The sequence below is a fragment of the Stenotrophomonas sp. pho genome (assembly GCF_006228405.1).
GTDB lineage: Bacteria > Pseudomonadota > Gammaproteobacteria > Xanthomonadales > Xanthomonadaceae > Stenotrophomonas > Stenotrophomonas sepilia.
In genome coordinates, this window is sequence record NZ_CP029759.1 from 3,294,444 (window position 1) to 3,311,264 (window position 16,821).

At 66.7% G+C, this 16,821-nt stretch carries 14 protein-coding genes and 1 pseudogene; 7 read left to right on the forward strand and 8 right to left on the reverse strand.

All coding sequences use genetic code 11. The features are described 5' to 3' along the window. Positions 1-15: 15 nt before the first annotated feature. On the forward strand, positions 16-2,883 hold the full coding sequence (gene gcvP, locus DL544_RS15520) for an aminomethyl-transferring glycine dehydrogenase (protein WP_005418289.1): 2,868 nt from the start codon (positions 16-18) through the stop codon (positions 2,881-2,883). A 93-nt stretch (positions 2,884-2,976) separates the two neighbouring features. On the opposite strand, the gene DL544_RS15525 is transcribed toward gcvP, so the two are convergent. The 3 genes and pseudogenes from DL544_RS15525 to DL544_RS15535 form a co-directional block, all read right to left on the reverse strand. Further along, entirely contained in the window at positions 2,977-3,387 is a 411-nt protein-coding gene (locus tag DL544_RS15525; RefSeq protein WP_005418291.1) for a VOC family protein, read from the reverse strand. Positions 3,388-3,573: 186 nt separating this feature from the next. After that, positions 3,574-4,940 (reverse strand): annotated as a pseudogene (locus tag DL544_RS15530) (amino acid permease). Between the two features lie 82 nt (positions 4,941-5,022). Then, a complete protein-coding gene (locus tag DL544_RS15535) occupies positions 5,023-5,745 on the reverse strand; it encodes a helix-turn-helix transcriptional regulator (RefSeq protein WP_005418296.1) in 723 nt (240 codons plus the stop codon). 114 nt (positions 5,746-5,859) lie between these two features. Between DL544_RS15535 and DL544_RS15540 the strand changes: the two genes are divergently transcribed. Continuing rightward, on the forward strand, positions 5,860-7,950 hold the full coding sequence (locus DL544_RS15540) for a catalase (RefSeq protein ID WP_139727495.1): 2,091 nt from the start codon (positions 5,860-5,862) through the stop codon (positions 7,948-7,950). Positions 7,951-7,972: 22 nt separating this feature from the next. Continuing rightward, positions 7,973-8,449 (forward strand): hypothetical protein, encoded by a 477-nt coding sequence (locus tag DL544_RS15545; RefSeq protein WP_065178228.1) that lies wholly within the window; start codon positions 7,973-7,975, stop codon positions 8,447-8,449. A gap of 9 nt (positions 8,450-8,458) precedes the next feature. Here the strand turns inward: DL544_RS15545 and DL544_RS15550 are convergent, their stop codons facing one another. Continuing rightward, positions 8,459-9,199: an alpha/beta fold hydrolase gene (locus DL544_RS15550; protein ID WP_065178227.1), complete on the reverse strand. Its 741-nt coding sequence runs from the start codon at positions 9,197-9,199 to the stop codon at positions 8,459-8,461. A 173-nt stretch (positions 9,200-9,372) separates the two neighbouring features. Here DL544_RS15550 and DL544_RS15555 point away from each other — a divergent pair, with 173 nt between their 5' ends. Beyond that, a complete protein-coding gene (locus DL544_RS15555) occupies positions 9,373-9,879 on the forward strand; it encodes a hypothetical protein (protein WP_255312987.1) in 507 nt (168 codons plus the stop codon). Between the two features lie 14 nt (positions 9,880-9,893). Beyond that, the gene (locus tag DL544_RS15560) at positions 9,894-10,184 is read left to right on the forward strand and encodes a hypothetical protein (protein ID WP_032954416.1); all 291 of its coding nucleotides are present in this window, start codon (positions 9,894-9,896) and stop codon (positions 10,182-10,184) included. A gap of 88 nt (positions 10,185-10,272) precedes the next feature. Here the strand turns inward: DL544_RS15560 and DL544_RS15565 are convergent, their stop codons facing one another. Then, positions 10,273-12,399, reverse strand: a complete 2,127-nt coding sequence (locus DL544_RS15565) for a methyl-accepting chemotaxis protein (protein ID WP_065178226.1) — start codon at positions 12,397-12,399, stop codon at positions 10,273-10,275. Positions 12,400-12,451: 52 nt separating this feature from the next. Here DL544_RS15565 and DL544_RS15570 point away from each other — a divergent pair, with 52 nt between their 5' ends. Both DL544_RS15570 and DL544_RS15575 read left to right on the forward strand, forming a co-directional pair. After that, complete coding sequence (locus tag DL544_RS15570; protein ID WP_255312988.1) at positions 12,452-13,594, forward strand: L,D-transpeptidase family protein; 1,143 nt, start codon at positions 12,452-12,454, stop codon at positions 13,592-13,594. Between the two features lie 4 nt (positions 13,595-13,598). Then, positions 13,599-14,279 carry a M23 family metallopeptidase gene (locus DL544_RS15575; RefSeq protein ID WP_065178224.1) on the forward strand — a complete coding sequence of 227 codons (681 nt, stop codon included), beginning with the start codon at positions 13,599-13,601 and terminating at the stop codon, positions 14,277-14,279. Here DL544_RS15575 and DL544_RS15580 read toward each other — a convergent pair. The 3 genes from DL544_RS15580 to DL544_RS15590 all read right to left on the reverse strand — a co-directional run bounded on the left by DL544_RS15580 (position 14,209) and on the right by DL544_RS15590 (position 16,779). After that, a complete protein-coding gene (locus DL544_RS15580; RefSeq protein ID WP_065178223.1) occupies positions 14,209-14,877 on the reverse strand; it encodes a hypothetical protein in 669 nt (222 codons plus the stop codon). The genes DL544_RS15575 and DL544_RS15580 overlap by 71 nt on opposite strands. Positions 14,878-15,009: 132 nt before the next feature. After that, positions 15,010-16,302 carry an adenylosuccinate synthase gene (locus DL544_RS15585; RefSeq protein ID WP_005418326.1) on the reverse strand — a complete coding sequence of 431 codons (1,293 nt, stop codon included), beginning with the start codon at positions 16,300-16,302 and terminating at the stop codon, positions 15,010-15,012. Between the two features lie 291 nt (positions 16,303-16,593). Then, positions 16,594-16,779, reverse strand: coding sequence for a DUF2065 domain-containing protein (locus DL544_RS15590; RefSeq protein WP_065185447.1), 186 nt, complete (start codon positions 16,777-16,779; stop codon positions 16,594-16,596). Positions 16,780-16,821 lie beyond the last annotated feature (42 nt).

Genomic DNA, 16,821 nt, shown 5'->3' on the forward strand with positions numbered 1-16,821 from the left:
GACGGATCCTTCGCCATGTCCCAGAACACCCCTTCCCTGCGTGAGCTCGAGCACCACAATGCATTCGTCGAGCGCCACATCGGCCCCAACGATGCCGAGATCGCGCAGATGCTCGACGTCGTCGGCCACGCGTCGCTGGATGCGATGACCGATGCCATCGTGCCGGCCAAGATCAAGTCGCCGGCGCCGCTGGCGCTGCCGGAGTCGATGACCGAAGTGCAGGCACTGGCGAAGATCCGCGCGATCGCCGACAAGAACACCGTGCTGCGCAGCTTCATCGGCCAGGGCTACTACGGTACCCACACCCCGAACGTGATCCTGCGCAACATCCTGGAAAACCCGGCCTGGTACACCGCCTACACCCCGTACCAGGCCGAGATCTCGCAGGGCCGCATGGAAGCGCTGATCAACTTCCAGACCCTGTGCGCCGACCTGACCGGCATGGAGATCGCCAACGCCTCGCTGCTGGACGAAGCCACCGCCGCCGCTGAAGCGATGACCCTGGCCAAGCGTTCGGCCAAGTCGAAGTCGGACACCTTCTTCGTGCACGACGCCGTGCACCCGCAGACCCTGGAACTGCTGCGTACCCGCGCAGAACCGATGGGCATCGTGCTGCGCGTCGGCACCCCGGCCGAAGCACTGGAAGCGGAAGCCTTCGGCCTGCTGCTGCAGTACCCGGACACCTTCGGCCAGGTCGGCGACTACAAGGCGCTGGTCGAGGCCGTGCATGCACGCGGCGGCCTGGTGGCCGTGGCCACCGACCTGCTGGCGCTGACCCTGCTGGCCGCTCCCGGCGAATGGGGCGCGGACATCGTGGTCGGCAACAGCCAGCGTTTCGGCGTGCCGTTCGGCTTCGGCGGCCCGCACGCCGCGTTCATGGCCTGCCGTGACGCCTACAAGCGCTCGATGCCGGGCCGCCTGATCGGTGTCTCCATCGATGCCCAGGGCAACCCGGCCTATCGCCTGACCCTGCAGACCCGCGAGCAGCACATCCGCCGCGAGAAGGCGACGTCGAACATCTGTACCGCACAGGTGCTGCTGGCGGTGATGGCCTCGATGTATGCGGTCTACCACGGCCCGGAAGGCCTGACCCGCATCGCCCGGCGCACCCACCGCCTGGCCTCGATCCTGGCTGCGGCACTGCGCAACGCCGGCGTGCAGGTCGGTGGCGACTTCTTCGACACCCTGCACATCACCGGCGTGCATGCCGATGAGATCCACGCCAAGGCACGCGCCGCCGGCTACAACCTTCGCGCGATCGACAGCGACTCGGTCGGCATCAGCCTGGACGAGACCGCCACCCGCGCCGACGTGGTCGCGCTGGCCGCCGTGTTCGGCGCGCAGGCTGACGTCGAGGCGCTGGACGCCAGCACCGCCGACGCGCTGCCGGCGGGCCTGCTGCGCCAGTCCGCGTTCCTGACCCACCCGGTGTTCAACACCCACCACAGCGAGCACGAACTGCTGCGCTACCTGCGTTCGCTGGCCGACAAGGACCTGGCGATGGACCGCACGATGATCCCGCTGGGTTCGTGCACCATGAAGCTCAACGCCACCGCCGAGATGATCCCGGTGACCTGGCCGGAGTTCTCGCAGATCCACCCGCTGGTGCCGGCCGACCAGGCGCTGGGCTACAAGGAACTGATCGACACGCTGGAAGCGATGCTGGTCGAATGCACCGGCTACGACGCGGTCAGCCTGCAGCCGAACTCCGGCGCGCAGGGCGAGTACGCCGGCCTGCTGGCGATCCGTGCCTACCACCGCTCGCGCGGCGAAGGCCACCGCGACATCTGCCTGATCCCGGACTCGGCGCACGGCACCAACCCGGCCTCGGCGCAGATGTGCGGCATGAAGGTCGTGGTGACCAAGACCGATGCCAACGGCAACGTCGACGTCGAGGACATCCGCCTCAACGCCGAGAAGTACAGCGACCGCCTGGCCGCGATCATGATGACCTACCCGTCCACGCACGGCGTGTTCGAGGAAGAGGTGGTCGAGATCTGCGAGATCATCCACAAGCACGGCGGCCAGGTGTACACCGACGGCGCCAACATGAACGCCCTGGTCGGCGTGGCCAAGCCGGGCAAGTGGGGTTCGGACGTTTCGCACCTGAACCTGCACAAGACCTTCTGCATCCCGCACGGCGGTGGTGGCCCGGGCGTGGGCCCGTGCGCGGTCAAGGAGCACCTGGCCCCGTTCCTGCCGGGCAAGCTGGGTGACAACGGCCCGGTCGGCATGGTCAGCGCGGCCAGCTTCGGCAGTGCTTCGATCCTGCCGATCAGCTGGATGTACATCGCGATGATGGGCCGCGAAGGCCTGCGCAAGGCCACCCAGGTCGCGCAGCTCAACGCCAACTACATTGCCAAGCGCCTGGCTCCGCACTTCAAGACCCTGTACACCGGCCGTAACGGCCTGGTGGCGCACGAGTGCATCCTGGACGTGCGCCCGCTGGAGAAGACCAGCGGCATCGGTGCCGAGGACGTCGCCAAGCGCCTGATCGACTTCGGCTTCCACGCCCCGACCCTGAGCTTCCCGGTGGCCGGCACGCTGATGGTCGAGCCAACCGAGAGCGAGTCGCTGCACGAGCTGGACCGTTTCATCAACGCGATGATCCAGATCCGAGAGGAAATCAGCGCGATCGAAGACGGCCGCCTGGACCGCGAGGACAACCCGCTGAAGAACGCGCCGCACACCGCCACCGCGGTGACCGCCAGCGAGTGGACCCACGCCTACCCGCGCGAACTGGCCGCCTTCCCGCTGGCCAGCCTGAAGCAGAGCAAGTACTGGCCGCCGGTGGCACGCGTCGACAACGTGTACGGTGACAAGAACGTGATGTGCGCCTGCATCCCGGTCGATGCCTACAAGGATGATGAAGTCGAGGCTTGATTCCTCACTGCATCGATAAAGAAAAACGGCCCGCGCAAGCGGGCCGTTTTCATGAGGGCGTGTGAACCAGGGTCCACACCCACAGTTACCCGATCACGGGTCCGGCATCTGTCCCAGGCTCAACTGCCACGATACGCCGAAGCGGTCCTGCACCCAGCCATAGCGGTTGCTGAAGTCGTAATCACCCACCGGCATCAACCAATGGCCGCCCTCGCCCAGCACGCGTGCCGCACGCTCGAACTGCTCGGCACCGGAACACTCGACGAACAGCGAGATCGACGGGCTGAAGGTGAAGTCGTGCACATCCAGGCTGTCGAAGCACAGGTAATGGGTGCCACCGAGCAGGAAGATGGCCTGGCGGACCTGTCCGGGTACGCCGGCGCCGGCCCCCTCGGGGTGGCGTTGCAGGGCCAGCAGGCGGAAATCGGCAAAGGCTTCGGCGTACAGGGCCAGCGCGGCCTCGGCCTGGCCGGTGAACATCAGGAAGGGACGGCTGCGCAGCATGCGGTACTCCTGGTCGACGGGCCGCTGGCGGCCCACACGATCAGGATGGCACGGCGGATGTATGCCGGCTGTAGAGCCGAGCCCGCGCTCGGCTGGCGACTATGCGAACAGCAGCCGACCACAGGGTCGGCTCTACAGAAACTACAGCAACCGCAGCCGACCGTAGGGTCGGCTCTACAGCTTCAGTCACGCCTCGCGCATGCGCCGGGCGATGGCGCTGCCGGCGGCGATGGTGGCGGTCAGCGCCACCATCGACAGGAACTGCAGGCGGGTGTGCGCCTCGCTCAGCAGCAGGCCGAAGATCAGCGCCAGGATCGCCAGCGCGCAGCAGGTCAGCCACGGGAAACCGGCCATGCGGAATGGCAGCCGGGTACCCAGGCGATCGGCGCGGCGGCGCAGCACCAGCTGCGAAACCAGCGACAGCGTCCACACCAGCAGGCAGGTGGAACCGACGATGTTCAGCAGCACCGGCAGCACCCGGTCCGGGAACAGCAGCTCCATCACCGTGGCCGCAAAGCCGAACAGCACGCTGGCCAGCACGGCGATGACCGGCACCTGCCGCGGATCGGTCCAGCCAGCACGGCCGGCGCTTCGCGGCGCTGCGCCAGCGAATACATCATGCGCGAGGCGCCGTAGAGGTTGGCATTGAGTGCCGACAGCAGCGCGATCACCGCGATCAGGGTGATGGCGGTGCCTGCGCCCGGAATGCGCGCAATGTCCAGCACGGCGGCGAAGGGCGACTTCAGTGCTTCGCTGGTCCACGGCACCACGGCGATGATCACGCTCAGCGAGCCGATGTAGAACACCAGGATGCGCCAGGCCACGGTACGAATGGCACGGGCGATGCTGCGTTCGGGATCTTCGGTTTCGGCCGCCGCAACGGCGACGATTTCGGTGCCGCCGAAGGCAAAAACGACAACCAGCAGCGCCGCACCGATCCCGGCCAGGCCCTTCGGTGCGAAACCGCCGTGTCCGGTGAAGTTGCTCAGGCCAGGTGAGGTGACCTGCGGCAGCCAGCCCATCAGCAGTGCCACGCCGATGGCAATGAAGGCCAGGATCGCCGCCACTTTCAGGATGGCGAACCAGAATTCGAACTCGCCGAAGTTCTTCACCCCGAGCAGGTTGATCGCAGTGAAGAACAGCATGAAGGCCAACGCAGCCATCGGCACCGGCACCACCGGCCAGACCGTGGCAAGCAACCCGGCCGCACCGACCGCCTCGGCGGCGATCACGATCACCAGCTGCACCCACCACAACCAGCCGACCGTGGCGCCAGCGGTGGCGCCCATGGCATCGGCGGCGTACACCGAGAACGCGCCGCTGGTCGGTTTGGCCGCCGCCATCTCGCCCAGTGCGTTCATCACGATGATCACCAGCGCGCCAGCGACCAGATACGAGACCAGAACGGCCGGACCGGCCGCCTGCACACCCACGCCCGAGCCGAGGAACAGGCCGGCGCCGATGGCACTGCCCAGGCCCATCATGATCAGCTGGCGGGGCTTGAGCGAATGTCCGAGGCGGGACGGCGAAGCGGTCGGAATCGAATTGGGCATCGGCGGGGCTGGCGGCGGGCTACAGGGGCGACACCTTACCCTGTCCCAGGCCCGCGGGGATAGGCACAGCGCAGCAGGGGGCTCAGGCCAGTGCGGGCTCGCCGACGTTGCCGCCGATCCGGGCGCGATAGGCGCGCGGCGAGAAACCGGTTTCAGCCTTGAACTTGCGGGTGAAGGCGCTCTGGTCGCTGAAACCGCAGGCCTGGCCGATGCAGGCAATGCTGTCGTCGCCATGCAACAGGTGCATGGCCATCTGGATCCGCAGCCGGGTCAGCACCTGCTGCGGGGTCATCTGGAACACCTTGCGGAAACTGCGCTCCAGCTTGGACAGCGAAAAGCCTGTGATGTCCAGCAGGGTCTGCATGCGCACGTTCTCGGCGTAGTGCGCGTTGAGGTGGGCCAGCGCCAGCCGCAGCTGCTCGTACTGGGCGCCCAGGCTGTCCTTCTGGCCCAGATCGCGGGAAATGCCGATCAGGCCCTCGATGGCGCCGTCGACCAGCAGCGGGCGCTTGCAGGTCAGGCACCAGCCCGGTTCGCGGTTGGCGAACAGGTGCAGCTCCATCAGGTTCTCGATCACCTCGCCGGACAGCACGCGGGCGTCCTGGTCGACATAGTCCGCGCTGAGGCCGGTCGGGTAGATCTCGGCCGCTGTGCGCCCGATCACGTCCTTGCGTGCGCGCAGGCCCAGCCGTCGCAGCATGGTCTGGTTGACGTGGGTGTACCGCCCCTGGCGGTCCTTGATGAAGAACAGCACGTCCGGGATGGCGTCGAACAGGGCTTCGATGTCGGCGGGCTCGACTCGCATGGAGCAAGCATACCCGAGCCTGCTTTTGCCTGTACGTTCACCTCTGCCGGACCTGGGTTTAACGGGGCTGGTTCCAGTGTCGTGGTTCCTTCTGATGATTCGGAGCCAACGTCAATGGCCGCCAGCAAGCCGACCGGCAAGCGCGCAATCGCCCCTGCCGAAAACCACCGCCGGGGCGACGGCGATGAACTGCACCAGCAGGCCGGGGGCACCCATCCGGTGATGACCACCGATCAGGGCATCCCGGTGGCAGACAACCAGAACTCCCTGCGGCAGGGAACTCGAGGGCCCACGCTGCTGGAGGACTTCATCCTGCGCGAGAAGATCACCCACTTCGATCACGAACGCATTCCCGAGCGCATCGTGCACGCACGTGGCAGCGCAGCACACGGCTACTTCGAGCTGACCCGGTCACTGGCCGCCCATACCCGCGCGCGTATCCTGACCGAGGTAGGCGTCAAGACGCCCGTGTTCACCCGTTTCTCGACGGTAGCCGGCGGCGCGGGCTCGGTGGATACCCCCCGCGACGTGCGCGGCTTCGCGGTCAAGTTCTATACCAAGGAGGGCAACTGGGATCTGGTTGGCAACAACATTCCGGTGTTCTTCATCCAGGACGCCATGAAATTCCCGGACCTGGTGCATGCGGTGAAGATGGAACCAGACCGTGCGTTCCCGCAGGCCGCCTCAGCCCATGACACCTTCTGGGACTTCATTTCGCTGATGCCCGAGTCGATGCACATGATCATGTGGGCGATGAGCGACCGCGCCATCCCGCGTTCGCTGCGGATGATCGAAGGCTTCGGTGTGCACAGCTTCCGCCTGCTGGACGAGGCGGGCGAGTCGACCTTCGTAAAATTCCACTGGCGACCCAGGCTGGGCATCCAGTCAACAGTCTGGGACGAAGCGTTGAAACTGCAATCGGCTGACAATGACTTCCATCGCCGCGACCTGTTCGAGGCCATCCAGCGCGGTGATTTCCCCGAGTGGGAACTGGCGGTACAGCTGTTCACGGAAGAGGACGCCGAGGCATTTCCGTTCGATCACCTGGATCCGACCAAGATCATCCCTGAATCGCTGGTACCGCTGCAGGTGATCGGGCGCATGGTGCTGGACCGCTGGCCCGACAACTTCTTCGCTGAGACCGAGCAGGTGGCGTTCTGCCCGGCCAACGTGCCGCCGGGCATCGACTTCAGCAACGATCCGCTGCTGCAGGGCCGCCTGTTCTCCTACCTGGACACCCAGCTGCTGCGCCTTGGCGGCCCGAACTTCCACCAGATCCCGGTGAATGCTCCGAAGTGCCCGCTTGCCAATCATCAGCGCGATGGCCACATGCAGATGCAGGTGCCCAAGGGCCGCGTGGCCTACGATCCCAGCTCGCTGCAGGAGGACTCGCCGCGCGAGACGCCCGCAGGTTTCCGCAGCCACGCCAGCGCCGACGATGGCCGCAAGGGCCGCACCCGCGCGGAGAGCTTCGCCGACCACTACAGCCAGGCCCGGATGTTCTTCCGTAGCCTTGAGAAGCCGGAACAGGCGCATCTGGCATCGGCACTCGTGTTCGAATTGTCCAAGGTGGAAACACTCAAGGTGCGGGTGCGTACCGTCAGCCACCTGCGCAACATCGACGAATCACTGGCACAGCGCGTAGCTGATGGGCTCGCGTTGCCTGCACTGCCCGACCCCGCGCCGACCGCCACGCCGGTGCAGGACATGCCTGCCGCTCCCGAGGTGCGCGTGATCGGGCGCAACAAGCCCACCCTGCAAGGGCGCAGCATCGGCATTCTGTTTGATGAGGGCTCCGACGCGCGCGTGATGGCCAGCCTGAGCAAAGCGGCCCGGAAGGCGGGTGCAGACGTGAAGCTGGTCGCGCCCAAAGTAGGCGGCGCCACGCTGAGCGATGGGGCGATGCAGGCGGCGGATGGGCAACTGGCGGGCACGCCATCGGCTGTGTTCGATGCGGTGGCTGTGGTGCTCAGCCCGGAAGCCGCGAAGGCCTTGTCGAAAGAGAGTGCAGCCGTCGAATTCGTCAGCCAGGCGTGGGCGCACCTGAAGGCCATCGCCAGCGACGCAGGCGGCCAGACGCTGCTGAAGGCGGCGCGGGTCGGCAACGATGCCGGCATCGTCGAAGCGGAAGACGCCAAGGCCTTCCTGGCGGCGGCCGCCACCCGCCAATGGGCGCGTGAACCGAAGCTGCGCCTGCTGGCCTGACTACTACGACAGGAGATCCGTCATGCCCCGTGGTGACAAATCCGCATATACCGGGAAACAGAAGCGCCAGGCCGAGCACATCGAGGACAGCGAGCGCGAGCGCGGCGCAAGTGAAGGGACTGCCGAGCGCATCGCCTGGGCCACCGTGAACAAGCAGGACGGTGGCGGCAAACGTAGCGGCAGCGCACGCAAGGGTACGAAGAAGGCCGCGAGCAAGAAGGCGGCCAGCAAGGCGCCTGCCAGGAAGTCAGCCGCAAAGAAGGCCACGACCAAGGCGACGGCCGCGAAGAAGGCGCCTGCGAAGAAGGCGGCGGCAAAGAAGGCACCGGCTCGTAAGACCGCCGCCAAGAAGGCCGCAAAGAAGACAGCGGTCAAGAAGGCCGGTACAGCCGCCTCGCGCAGTGCTGCAGCGAAGAAGGCGGCCAAGACCCGTGCGGCGAAGAAGACCGTGCGCAAGGTGGCGGCCAGGAAAGCGGCACGTACCCGCGCCCGCAGCTGAGCGCATCGTTCAACGCGGCAACGTCCTCATCCACGCGGCCACTTCGGCTGCAGCTGCGTCGGCACGCGCCTGCAGCAGCAGATGTGGCCCCTCCAACGACACATGGCGGGCATCGGGCAACAGGGCCTGCAGCTCGGCCACGCTGGGCGGCCACAGCAGGCGGTCGTGGCACGCGTGCAGGCACAGCGTCGGCACCTGGATCGCTGGCAGCAATGCACGCACGTCGACCCGCAGGGTTGCTGCGGCGCGTTGCCGCAACGTGCTCGTCGGAGTCCTGGCCAACGCATCGCGCAGCATCGACGTGTGCCCGCGGGTGTACCACGGCCCCAGCAACAGGCGCGCCAGCAATGCCACGGGAGGCAGCGGCCAGGCCGGCGACAGCAGGGCTGCGCTGGCTGCCGGCAGTGGCACCGGCCGACGCGCAAAGGTCGCTGCAAGCACCAGTCCGCGCAGCCCGGTGGGATGGCGCGTGGCCAGTTCAACAGCCAACGGGCCCGAGAAAGACTCGGCGAGCAGGATGAAGGGACGACTGGGCAGCTGCGACCACAGCCGTTGGGCAAGCGTGGCGTGATCCTGCGGTCCCTGCGCGGGCAGCGTGATCGCCTGCGTTGTCAGACCGTAAGCCTGGAGTGCCGACAGGAACGGGGGCGACAGCCTGCTGGAGCCATCCAGACCGGGCAGCATCAGCACGTGCTGCGGCGCGGCCGATGCAGGGAAACAGATCGGCGTTTCCTCGCTCCCGATTCCCATGCCACCTCCTTTGCTGGCAAGCATCACCCACATCGGCAGGCAACGGAACCCCTGCTCCGGCTGTCCTGCTGCTTTGCCGGCCAATGTTGGGCAATACTACCCGCTCTGCCGCGGGACGCGGCTACCCGGGAGAGCCGTTGATGCGATGGACCTGCGCGCTGGCCATGATGGCCATGATGCTGCCACTGAACAGCTCCGCCAGCGATGGTTGGATAAATGGGGATGGCAAGGCGTTGACGGAGACCGATGCCATGAAATCCAGCGGCGGCTTCGCGGCATCGCTGCTGGTCACTTCCGATGCCGACTGGCGGGCCAAGTGGGAGACCCCGCCGGAGACCACTCCCGGCTTCAACGAGGCCAACGAAGTCCACCTGGGCGGTGAGTTGTTCCTGCTGACATTCCTCTCCAACCCGCAACTGGACGAGAACCGCGTACCCAAGGTGCACTGCGATCTGCGCATGCTGCGCCCGGACGGCAGTACCAGTATCGACGAACGCGATGTTCCCTGTTTCACCGCCGCCCTGACAGGCCCGCCAAACCTGCTGTACATGACCAACCTGCACCTGAAGTTCGTCGCCGAGGCCGGTGATCCCAAAGGCACGTGGACTGCGCAGGTGGTGGTCCGGGATCTGCTGCGGAAGGTGAGCCTGCCGCTGCAGGCCCGCTTCGACGTCCGTTGAACCGGGGCATGCGGATGAAGATGCGGCGACTCCTGAGCTGGACCGGTCTTGCGCTTTGCGTGGTCTACCTGCTGTTGACCGCATGGCTGGTTCACGGCGCGCAGTCGGAAGGGGACCCGAAGGGTACCTATATCCTGATGGCGCTCCCCATCACCCTGCAGTCCGCCGCACTCGATGCCATCGGCGCAGGCGGCCTGCTGCGTGGCAAACCCTGGTCGACCGCATATGCAGTGCTGGTTCCGCCAACACTGCTGTTGCTGTACGCAGCCGGCTGGCTGATCGAACGCTCAGCGCGCGGGCGCTAGCCCGCGGCATCGTTCCGGTGGGTGCATCGACGCCCTGCATGCGGGACATCGCAGGCAGGGCGCCTTCCAGTATCCAGTTACAGGTCGCTTACGCCGCCCGCGCCGGCATGACCGGCATGCGCGGCCCCTGCTCCAGCTGGAATACCGCCACTGACGTGGTCAGTGCATGCGCCTGTTCTTCCAGCGCGCGGCTCGCGGCAGTGGCTTCTTCCACAAGCGCGGCGTTCTGCTGGGTCACCTGGTCCATCTGCACCACCACCTGGTTGACCTGCTCGATGCCGGCGGCCTGCTCCTTGCTGGCCGCTGCGATGTCGCTCATCAGCTGGGTGGTGCGCGAACTGGCCTGCGCCACGCGTGCGATCGCGGCTTCCGATTCAACGGTCACCGCCAGGCCACTCTTCACCTTGGAAGCGGCGTCCTCGATCAGTTCCTTGATCTCCTTGGCGGCGACACCGGCACGCTGCGCGAGTGTGCGCACTTCGCTGGCGACCACGGCAAAGCCACGGCCCTGCTCGCCTGCACGCGCAGCTTCCACTGCGGCATTCAGCGCCAGGATGTTGGTCTGGAACGCGATGCCGTCGATCACCGTGGAGATTTCCGAGATGCGCGCCGAGGACTGATCGATTTCGCCCATCACCGATGCCATCTGTGCCATCGCCTGCTCGGTCTCGCGCACGGCGGCACCGGCGGCATGCGCTTCGCTGTCGGCCTGACGGGCAAGTTCGGCGTTCTGGCGTACGGTGGAGGTCAGCTCCTCCATCGACGCGGCCGCTTCTTCCAGATTCGCGGCCTGCTGCTCGGTGCGGCGCGACAGGTCGTTGTTGCCGGCGGCCAGTTCCTGGGCCGCGTTGTTGATGCTGTCGGCAGCCACCTGGATGCCGCGGACAATGCCGGTCAGCTGCGCGGTGGTGGTGTTGGCATCGTCGCGCATGCGCGCAAACACGCCGTCGTACTCGCCCTCCATGCGTGCGGTCAGGTCGCCATGCGAGATCGCGCGCAGCACGTCGGAAACATCGGCGATGCTGGCCTGCGAACTGGCCATCATGCCGTTGAGGTGCTCGACCATCGTCTTGAACTGGTACTGGAACGCAGCGGCATCGCCACGCATGCTGAAATCGCCGGCGCGTGCGGCGCGGGCCAGTTCATCGATCTGCGCGTTGATCGCCATCAGGCTCTGCTTCACCGCTGCCAGGGTGCGGGTCAGCGTGCCCTTCTCGCCCGGGTAGTCCGGCAGGTCGCGGCTGAGGTCACCCACGGCGTAACGCTGCATCACCTCGGCCATCAGCAGTTCCACCTGCACGTGCGACTCCACCAGGCTGTTGGTGGCCTGCACCATGCGGCCGAAATCACCGGGGAACGCACTGGCGTCCATGCGATAGCGGATTGCACCGGCCTCGTGCTGCTCGGCCATCTGCAACTGCGCGCCGATCGCCGCCTGCACACTCTGGCGCACGCTGGCCATCGCCTCGCCCAGCTGGGTCAGCTCGTCGCGGCCACCGAGGCGGAACTCCTGGTCCAGCTGTCCCTTGGACAGGCGCTCGGCCAGGTTCACCGCGCGCGCCAGCGGACCGGTCAGGCTGCGGCCGATCATCACCGAGGCACCGATACCCACCAGCAGCGCGACGCCGCCCAGCACCAGCAGCTGCAGCAGGCTGCGCTCGCCCAGGCGGATCGCCTCGGCGGCAGCCTCACGGCTTTCCTTCTCCTCGAAGTCCACGCCATCGGACAGCGCCTTGTTCCAGCCGTTGGCGGCTTCCTGCACCGGCCCCAGGGTCAGCGCCACGGCGCCCGGGTAGTCGCCCTGCTCCATCAGTTCGCTGGTCTGCTTGTTGAGTGGGCGCGCGATGGCACGCTTGGCCGCGATGGTTTCCGCGATGGCCTTGCCCTCCGCATCGCCTGGCAATGCCTGGTAGGCGGTCCAGCTGGCCTCATAGCGCTTGACCAGATCGGCAATGCGCTTCTCATCGCTGCCGCGGTCTTCGCCCTGGCGGATCAGCATCTCGCGGCGCACCACCATCATCTGGTTGTTGGCGTCGAGCATCTGCGACAACAGGCGCACCTTGGCCACGCTGACGTCGACCACCTGCTGCATCGCGCGCTTCTGCACGACGCTGGCGGTGGCGCCGGTGGCCACTACGGCGGCAACCAGCAGCAGCAACAGGCCAAAGCCCAGCCCAAGACGCCAGGCAACCCTGACGTTCCTCAAGTAGTTCATGGGGGTATCCAAAACGGGGGATGTGGGCTTATCGGCGGCACGGCAGGCAATCTTGATCGCCGCCCATCGACGGCGTCGGCCACCGTTCACCTTGGTGAGCCCCCGTCCCCAGCGGCACCTGCCGCTGGCAACCGGCCGCAATGACATGCCTGCTCATGCGGGCATCAGATCCCTTTCACGGCGGCTCGGCGCCGCCTGCGGGCAAGGTGGCGGCGTACCTGCTGGAGATCCCAATGCGCTCATCTGTGTCTCGATCCACCCTGCTCGCAATCTCGCTGCTGGCGTCGCCGGCCTTCGCGCAGGCGCCGCCGCCCAACCTGCCCGCCCCATTGCCGAGAAGGCTGGCCCGGACACCGCAGTGCGCTCCGCACTGCATGCCCAGGTGCTGCTGGATCGTGCGAACTTCTCTCCGGGCCAGATTGATGGTGAGCTAGGCAGCAACCAGCGGCGGGCGGTGTCAGGCTTCCAGGCGGCACACGGCCTGACCGTAACGGGTGAGCTGGACGACGCCACCTGGAAGGCTCTGCAGGCCGATACGATCACGCCGCTGGCCAGCTACACGCTGACTGCTGAGGATGTCGTCGGCCCGTTCCAGCCGATACCGAAAGGACCCGCCGCCCAGGCCAAGCTGAAATCTTTGGGCTACGGTAGTGTGGAAGAAGCCCTGGGCGAGCGCTTCCACGCGTCCCCAGAGCTGATGAAGATGCTCAATCCCGGCGTGGATCTGACCAGGGCTGGCAGCCGCATCCAGGTCCCCAACATCACCCCGGCCGCATTGCCGAAGGCCGCCAGGATCGTGGTCGACAAATCCGACTCCACGCTGCAGCTACTGGACGCACAGGGCAAGCTGATCGCGCAGGTGCCGGTGTCATCCGGCAGCCAGCACGACCCATTGCCGATCGGCGAATGGAAGATCCTGGGCGTGTACCGCGACCCGCCGTTCCACTACAACCCCAAGCTGTTATGGGATGCCCGCAAGGGGGAAAAGAAAGCCACGCTGCCGCCCGGCCCGAACAATCCGGTCGGCCGGGTCTGGATCGATCTGTCCAAGCCGCATTACGGCTTGCATGGCACGCCTGAACCCGGCCACGTGGGCAAGACCGAGTCGCATGGCTGCGTACGCATGACCAATTGGGATGCACTGCGCGTGGCCGACGCAGTGGACACCTCGGTGCCTGTCGTGATGCAGGAGTGAGTCGATGCGTCTTTCGCAACTGATCGTGCTGGGTGTTCTGCTGGGATTGGGTGCAGGTTGGTGGCTGCACCGCGATATGGATGAGCCGGTGACCGACGCGCTGCCGGAAGCGCCATCGACGGTGGCCGCCGCGCCGGTGACGGAACCGGTAGCGCCAGGTGCAACAGCCCCACCCGCCTCCACTGCGCCGCCGGCCGCGCAGGCTCCGGATGCCCCGTCCGGCCTGCTGCTGCCGGTGCAGGGCATCCTGCCCTCGCAGCTGCGCGATACCTTCACCGATGCACGCAGCGAGGGCCGCGTACACGATGCCATCGACATCATGGCCGATGCAGGAACGCCGGTACTGGCGGTGGCGGATGGCACGGTGGAAAAACTGTTCGACAGCGAGCGCGGTGGACTGACGATCTACCAGTTCGAGCCCGGTGGACGCTGGTGCTACTACTACGCGCATCTGCAGCGCTATGCCGATGGCCTGGCCGAAAAGCAGGTGATCAGGCGCGGCGAGGTGATCGGCTACGTCGGCAGCACGGGCAACGCCAGCGCCCATGCCCCGCACCTGCATTTCGAGGTGCATGTGCTGGGGCCAGAGAAGCAGTGGTGGAAGGGAGAGTCGATCAATCCCTATCCACTGCTGAAGTCGGCAGCGATGATGCCCGGCGCTGCCAGCGCCACAACGCCACAGTAAAGACAGCCAACGCGGCCCCTGGAATCAGCAGGAACAGCGCCGCCATCTTCCAGAAGAAGAACGGCCACAGCCAGAGGTAGTCGAGGTCGGTCAGCTTCAGCACGTCCATCGGCGGCAGCAGGTCCACCGAGGCCGCACGGCCGGCCAACGCCGGATCGACCTCCAGCACGGTCAGCCGCAGCGAGGAACGGCCTCGCGGCAGTGCGTCACTGCGGCCGTAGCCGAAGTACGAGGCGGCGACCCGGTCTCGCTCGACCGATTCCAGTGCGCGATGGATCTCCGGATCGGTCACCGCCGAGCGGCTCTCCGCGCGGAACTCGGTGCGATCGGTTGGGGTTTCCGCGCGCAGGCGCAGCTCGGGATCGACCGCCGGATCGGCGCCGTCATCCGCATAACGCAGACGCAGTCGCAGCGGGTCGTCGATGAAGCGGTACACCGTGATCTCGGCGGTCGCGCCCGGCTGCAGCACCAGCGGCAGGGTCTGCGTGCGCGAAGCCAGGTAATTGGCGAGCGCGCCCAGCACCAGCACGATGCAGGCCAGCGTCCACAGGCTCCACAGCAGCCACAGAGTCACCCGTGCGACCGTCTCGCCCTTCATACCGAAGTCTCCGTCATCGCTGCGCTGCCCTGCCGGCTGTGCCGCCACAGTACCGAAAACGAAAAAGCCCCGCTTGCGCGGGGCTTTTCCTTCAGCAACACCAGGCAGGGCCCAGCGCTACCGGTCTCTCACTCAGGCAAACGGATCCTGCAGGACCATGGTGTGGTCGCGGTCCGGGCCGGTCGAAACGATGCTGATCGGGCAGCCGGCCAGTTCTTCCAGCGAACGCAGGTAGGCGCGTGCCGCCGGCGGCAGCTCGTCCCACTGGGTGATGCCGTGGGTGTTCTCGCTCCAGCCCGGGAACTCCAGGTACACCGGGGTGCACTCTTCCCAGCCCTGCGCATCCAGCGGAGCATATTCGGTGCGCTTGCCGTTGTATTCGTAGGCGATGCAGACCTTCAGCTTTTCCATGCCATCGAGCACGTCCAGCTTGGTGATGCACAGGCCGCTGATGCCGTTGATGGCCACGGCGCGCTTCAGTGCGACGATGTCCATCCAGCCGCAACGACGCGGGCGGCCGGTCGAGGCACCGTACTCAGCGCCACGGTCACGGATGCCCTGGCCGACTTCGTCGTCCAGTTCGGTCGGGAACGGGCCGCCGCCGACGCGGGTGGCGTAGGCCTTGGCGATGCCCAGCACGTAGTCGATCGAATCGGCGCCGACGCCGGAACCGGCCAGCGCACCACCGACGGTGGTGTTGGAGCTGGTGACGTACGGGTAGGTGCCGTGGTCGATGTCCAGCAGCGCGCCCTGCGCGCCTTCGAACAGCACGCGCTTACCCTGCTTGCGCAGGTCGTGCAGGATGCCGGCCACGTCGGACTTCATCGGCTGCACGTATTCGCCGAAGGCCAGCGCTTCGTCGAAGGTCTTCTGGAAGTCGACCGCATCGGTGTTCAGATACTTGGTCAGCACGAAGTTGTGGTAATCCAGCGCGGTGCGCAGCAGTTCTTCCAGCTGCTTCGGGTAATGCAGGTCGGCGATGCGGATGCCGCGACGCGCCACCTTGTCTTCGTAGGCCGGGCCGATGCCACGGCCGGTGGTGCCGATCGCCTTGCCACCGGCAGCGCGTTCGCGCGCCTGGTCCAGGGCGATGTGGTACGGCATGATCAGCGGCGCGGCCGGGGAGATCTTCAGGCGCGAACGTACTTCCACGCCGGAGGCTTCCAGCTCGGCGATTTCCTTCTGCAGCGCGGCCGGCGAGATCACCACGCCGTTGCCGATCAGGCACAGCGCGTCGTCACGCAGGATGCCCGACGGGATCAGGTGCAGGACGGTCTTCTTGCCGTTGATGACCAGGGTGTGGCCGGCATTGTGGCCACCCTGGAAGCGCACGACGGCGCCGATTTCCTCAGTGAGCAGATCGACGATCTTGCCCTTGCCTTCATCGCCCCACTGGGCACCCAACACTACGACAGACTGACCCATGACGGGCTCCTCGATTTGTTGCGGCCATCGGGGCCGCGGACGGGTAAACCGTGGCGGGGCTGGCCAGCACCTGGAGGGCGGCTCCAGACGGGAGCGGCCGGCGATGGAAGGCCCAGACACGGAAAAAGCCGAACGGGGAGGCCCGTCCGGCTTTTGTGCATTATCCGGGTTTCCGGGGTCCGCTGCCACCTTTCCGACGGACGGCTTCACCCACCGGTCAGCCGTCCCGCCCGGTGGTGCCGGCCGCTGGCCGGCATCCCAGGTTGCCGGCCAGCGGCCGGCACTACCCTGCTAGTGGCGCGCCCACCACAGCAGGCTCAGGCCGGCCAGCAGCACCAGCCCGCCGAAGCTGCGCAGGGCCGGGCTGGGCAGGTCCAGCAGGCGCTCGGCCGTGCGCTTCCAGGCGAACGGCGCCACGAACAGGAACAGGCCTTCCAGCACCGCGACCAGGCAGACGGCGGCGAACAGATCTTTCATGGGGGACTCCGGAAAAAGCACGGGGCCCGGCGTCTGGCCGGG

Bases quoted from the DNA above. Each gene is read 5' to 3' on its own strand.
- gcvP (WP_005418289.1), top strand. From the start codon at position 16: ATGTCCCAGAACACCCCTTCCCTGCGTGAGCTCGAGCACCACAATGCA.
- DL544_RS15525 (WP_005418291.1), bottom strand. From the start codon at position 3,387: ATGCTGCGCAGCCGTCCCTTCCTGATGTTCACCGGCCAGGCCGAGGCC.
- DL544_RS15535 (WP_005418296.1), bottom strand. From the start codon at position 5,745: ATGCGAGTCGAGCCCGCCGACATCGAAGCCCTGTTCGACGCCATCCCG.
- DL544_RS15540 (WP_139727495.1), top strand. From the start codon at position 5,860: ATGGCCGCCAGCAAGCCGACCGGCAAGCGCGCAATCGCCCCTGCCGAA.
- DL544_RS15545 (WP_065178228.1), top strand. From the start codon at position 7,973: ATGCCCCGTGGTGACAAATCCGCATATACCGGGAAACAGAAGCGCCAG.
- DL544_RS15550 (WP_065178227.1), bottom strand. From the start codon at position 9,199: ATGGGAATCGGGAGCGAGGAAACGCCGATCTGTTTCCCTGCATCGGCC.
- DL544_RS15555 (WP_255312987.1), top strand. From the start codon at position 9,373: ATGATGCTGCCACTGAACAGCTCCGCCAGCGATGGTTGGATAAATGGG.
- DL544_RS15560 (WP_032954416.1), top strand. From the start codon at position 9,894: ATGAAGATGCGGCGACTCCTGAGCTGGACCGGTCTTGCGCTTTGCGTG.
- DL544_RS15565 (WP_065178226.1), bottom strand. From the start codon at position 12,399: ATGAACTACTTGAGGAACGTCAGGGTTGCCTGGCGTCTTGGGCTGGGC.
- DL544_RS15575 (WP_065178224.1), top strand. From the start codon at position 13,599: ATGCGTCTTTCGCAACTGATCGTGCTGGGTGTTCTGCTGGGATTGGGT.
- DL544_RS15580 (WP_065178223.1), bottom strand. From the start codon at position 14,877: ATGAAGGGCGAGACGGTCGCACGGGTGACTCTGTGGCTGCTGTGGAGC.
- DL544_RS15585 (WP_005418326.1), bottom strand. From the start codon at position 16,302: ATGGGTCAGTCTGTCGTAGTGTTGGGTGCCCAGTGGGGCGATGAAGGC.
- DL544_RS15590 (WP_065185447.1), bottom strand. From the start codon at position 16,779: ATGAAAGATCTGTTCGCCGCCGTCTGCCTGGTCGCGGTGCTGGAAGGC.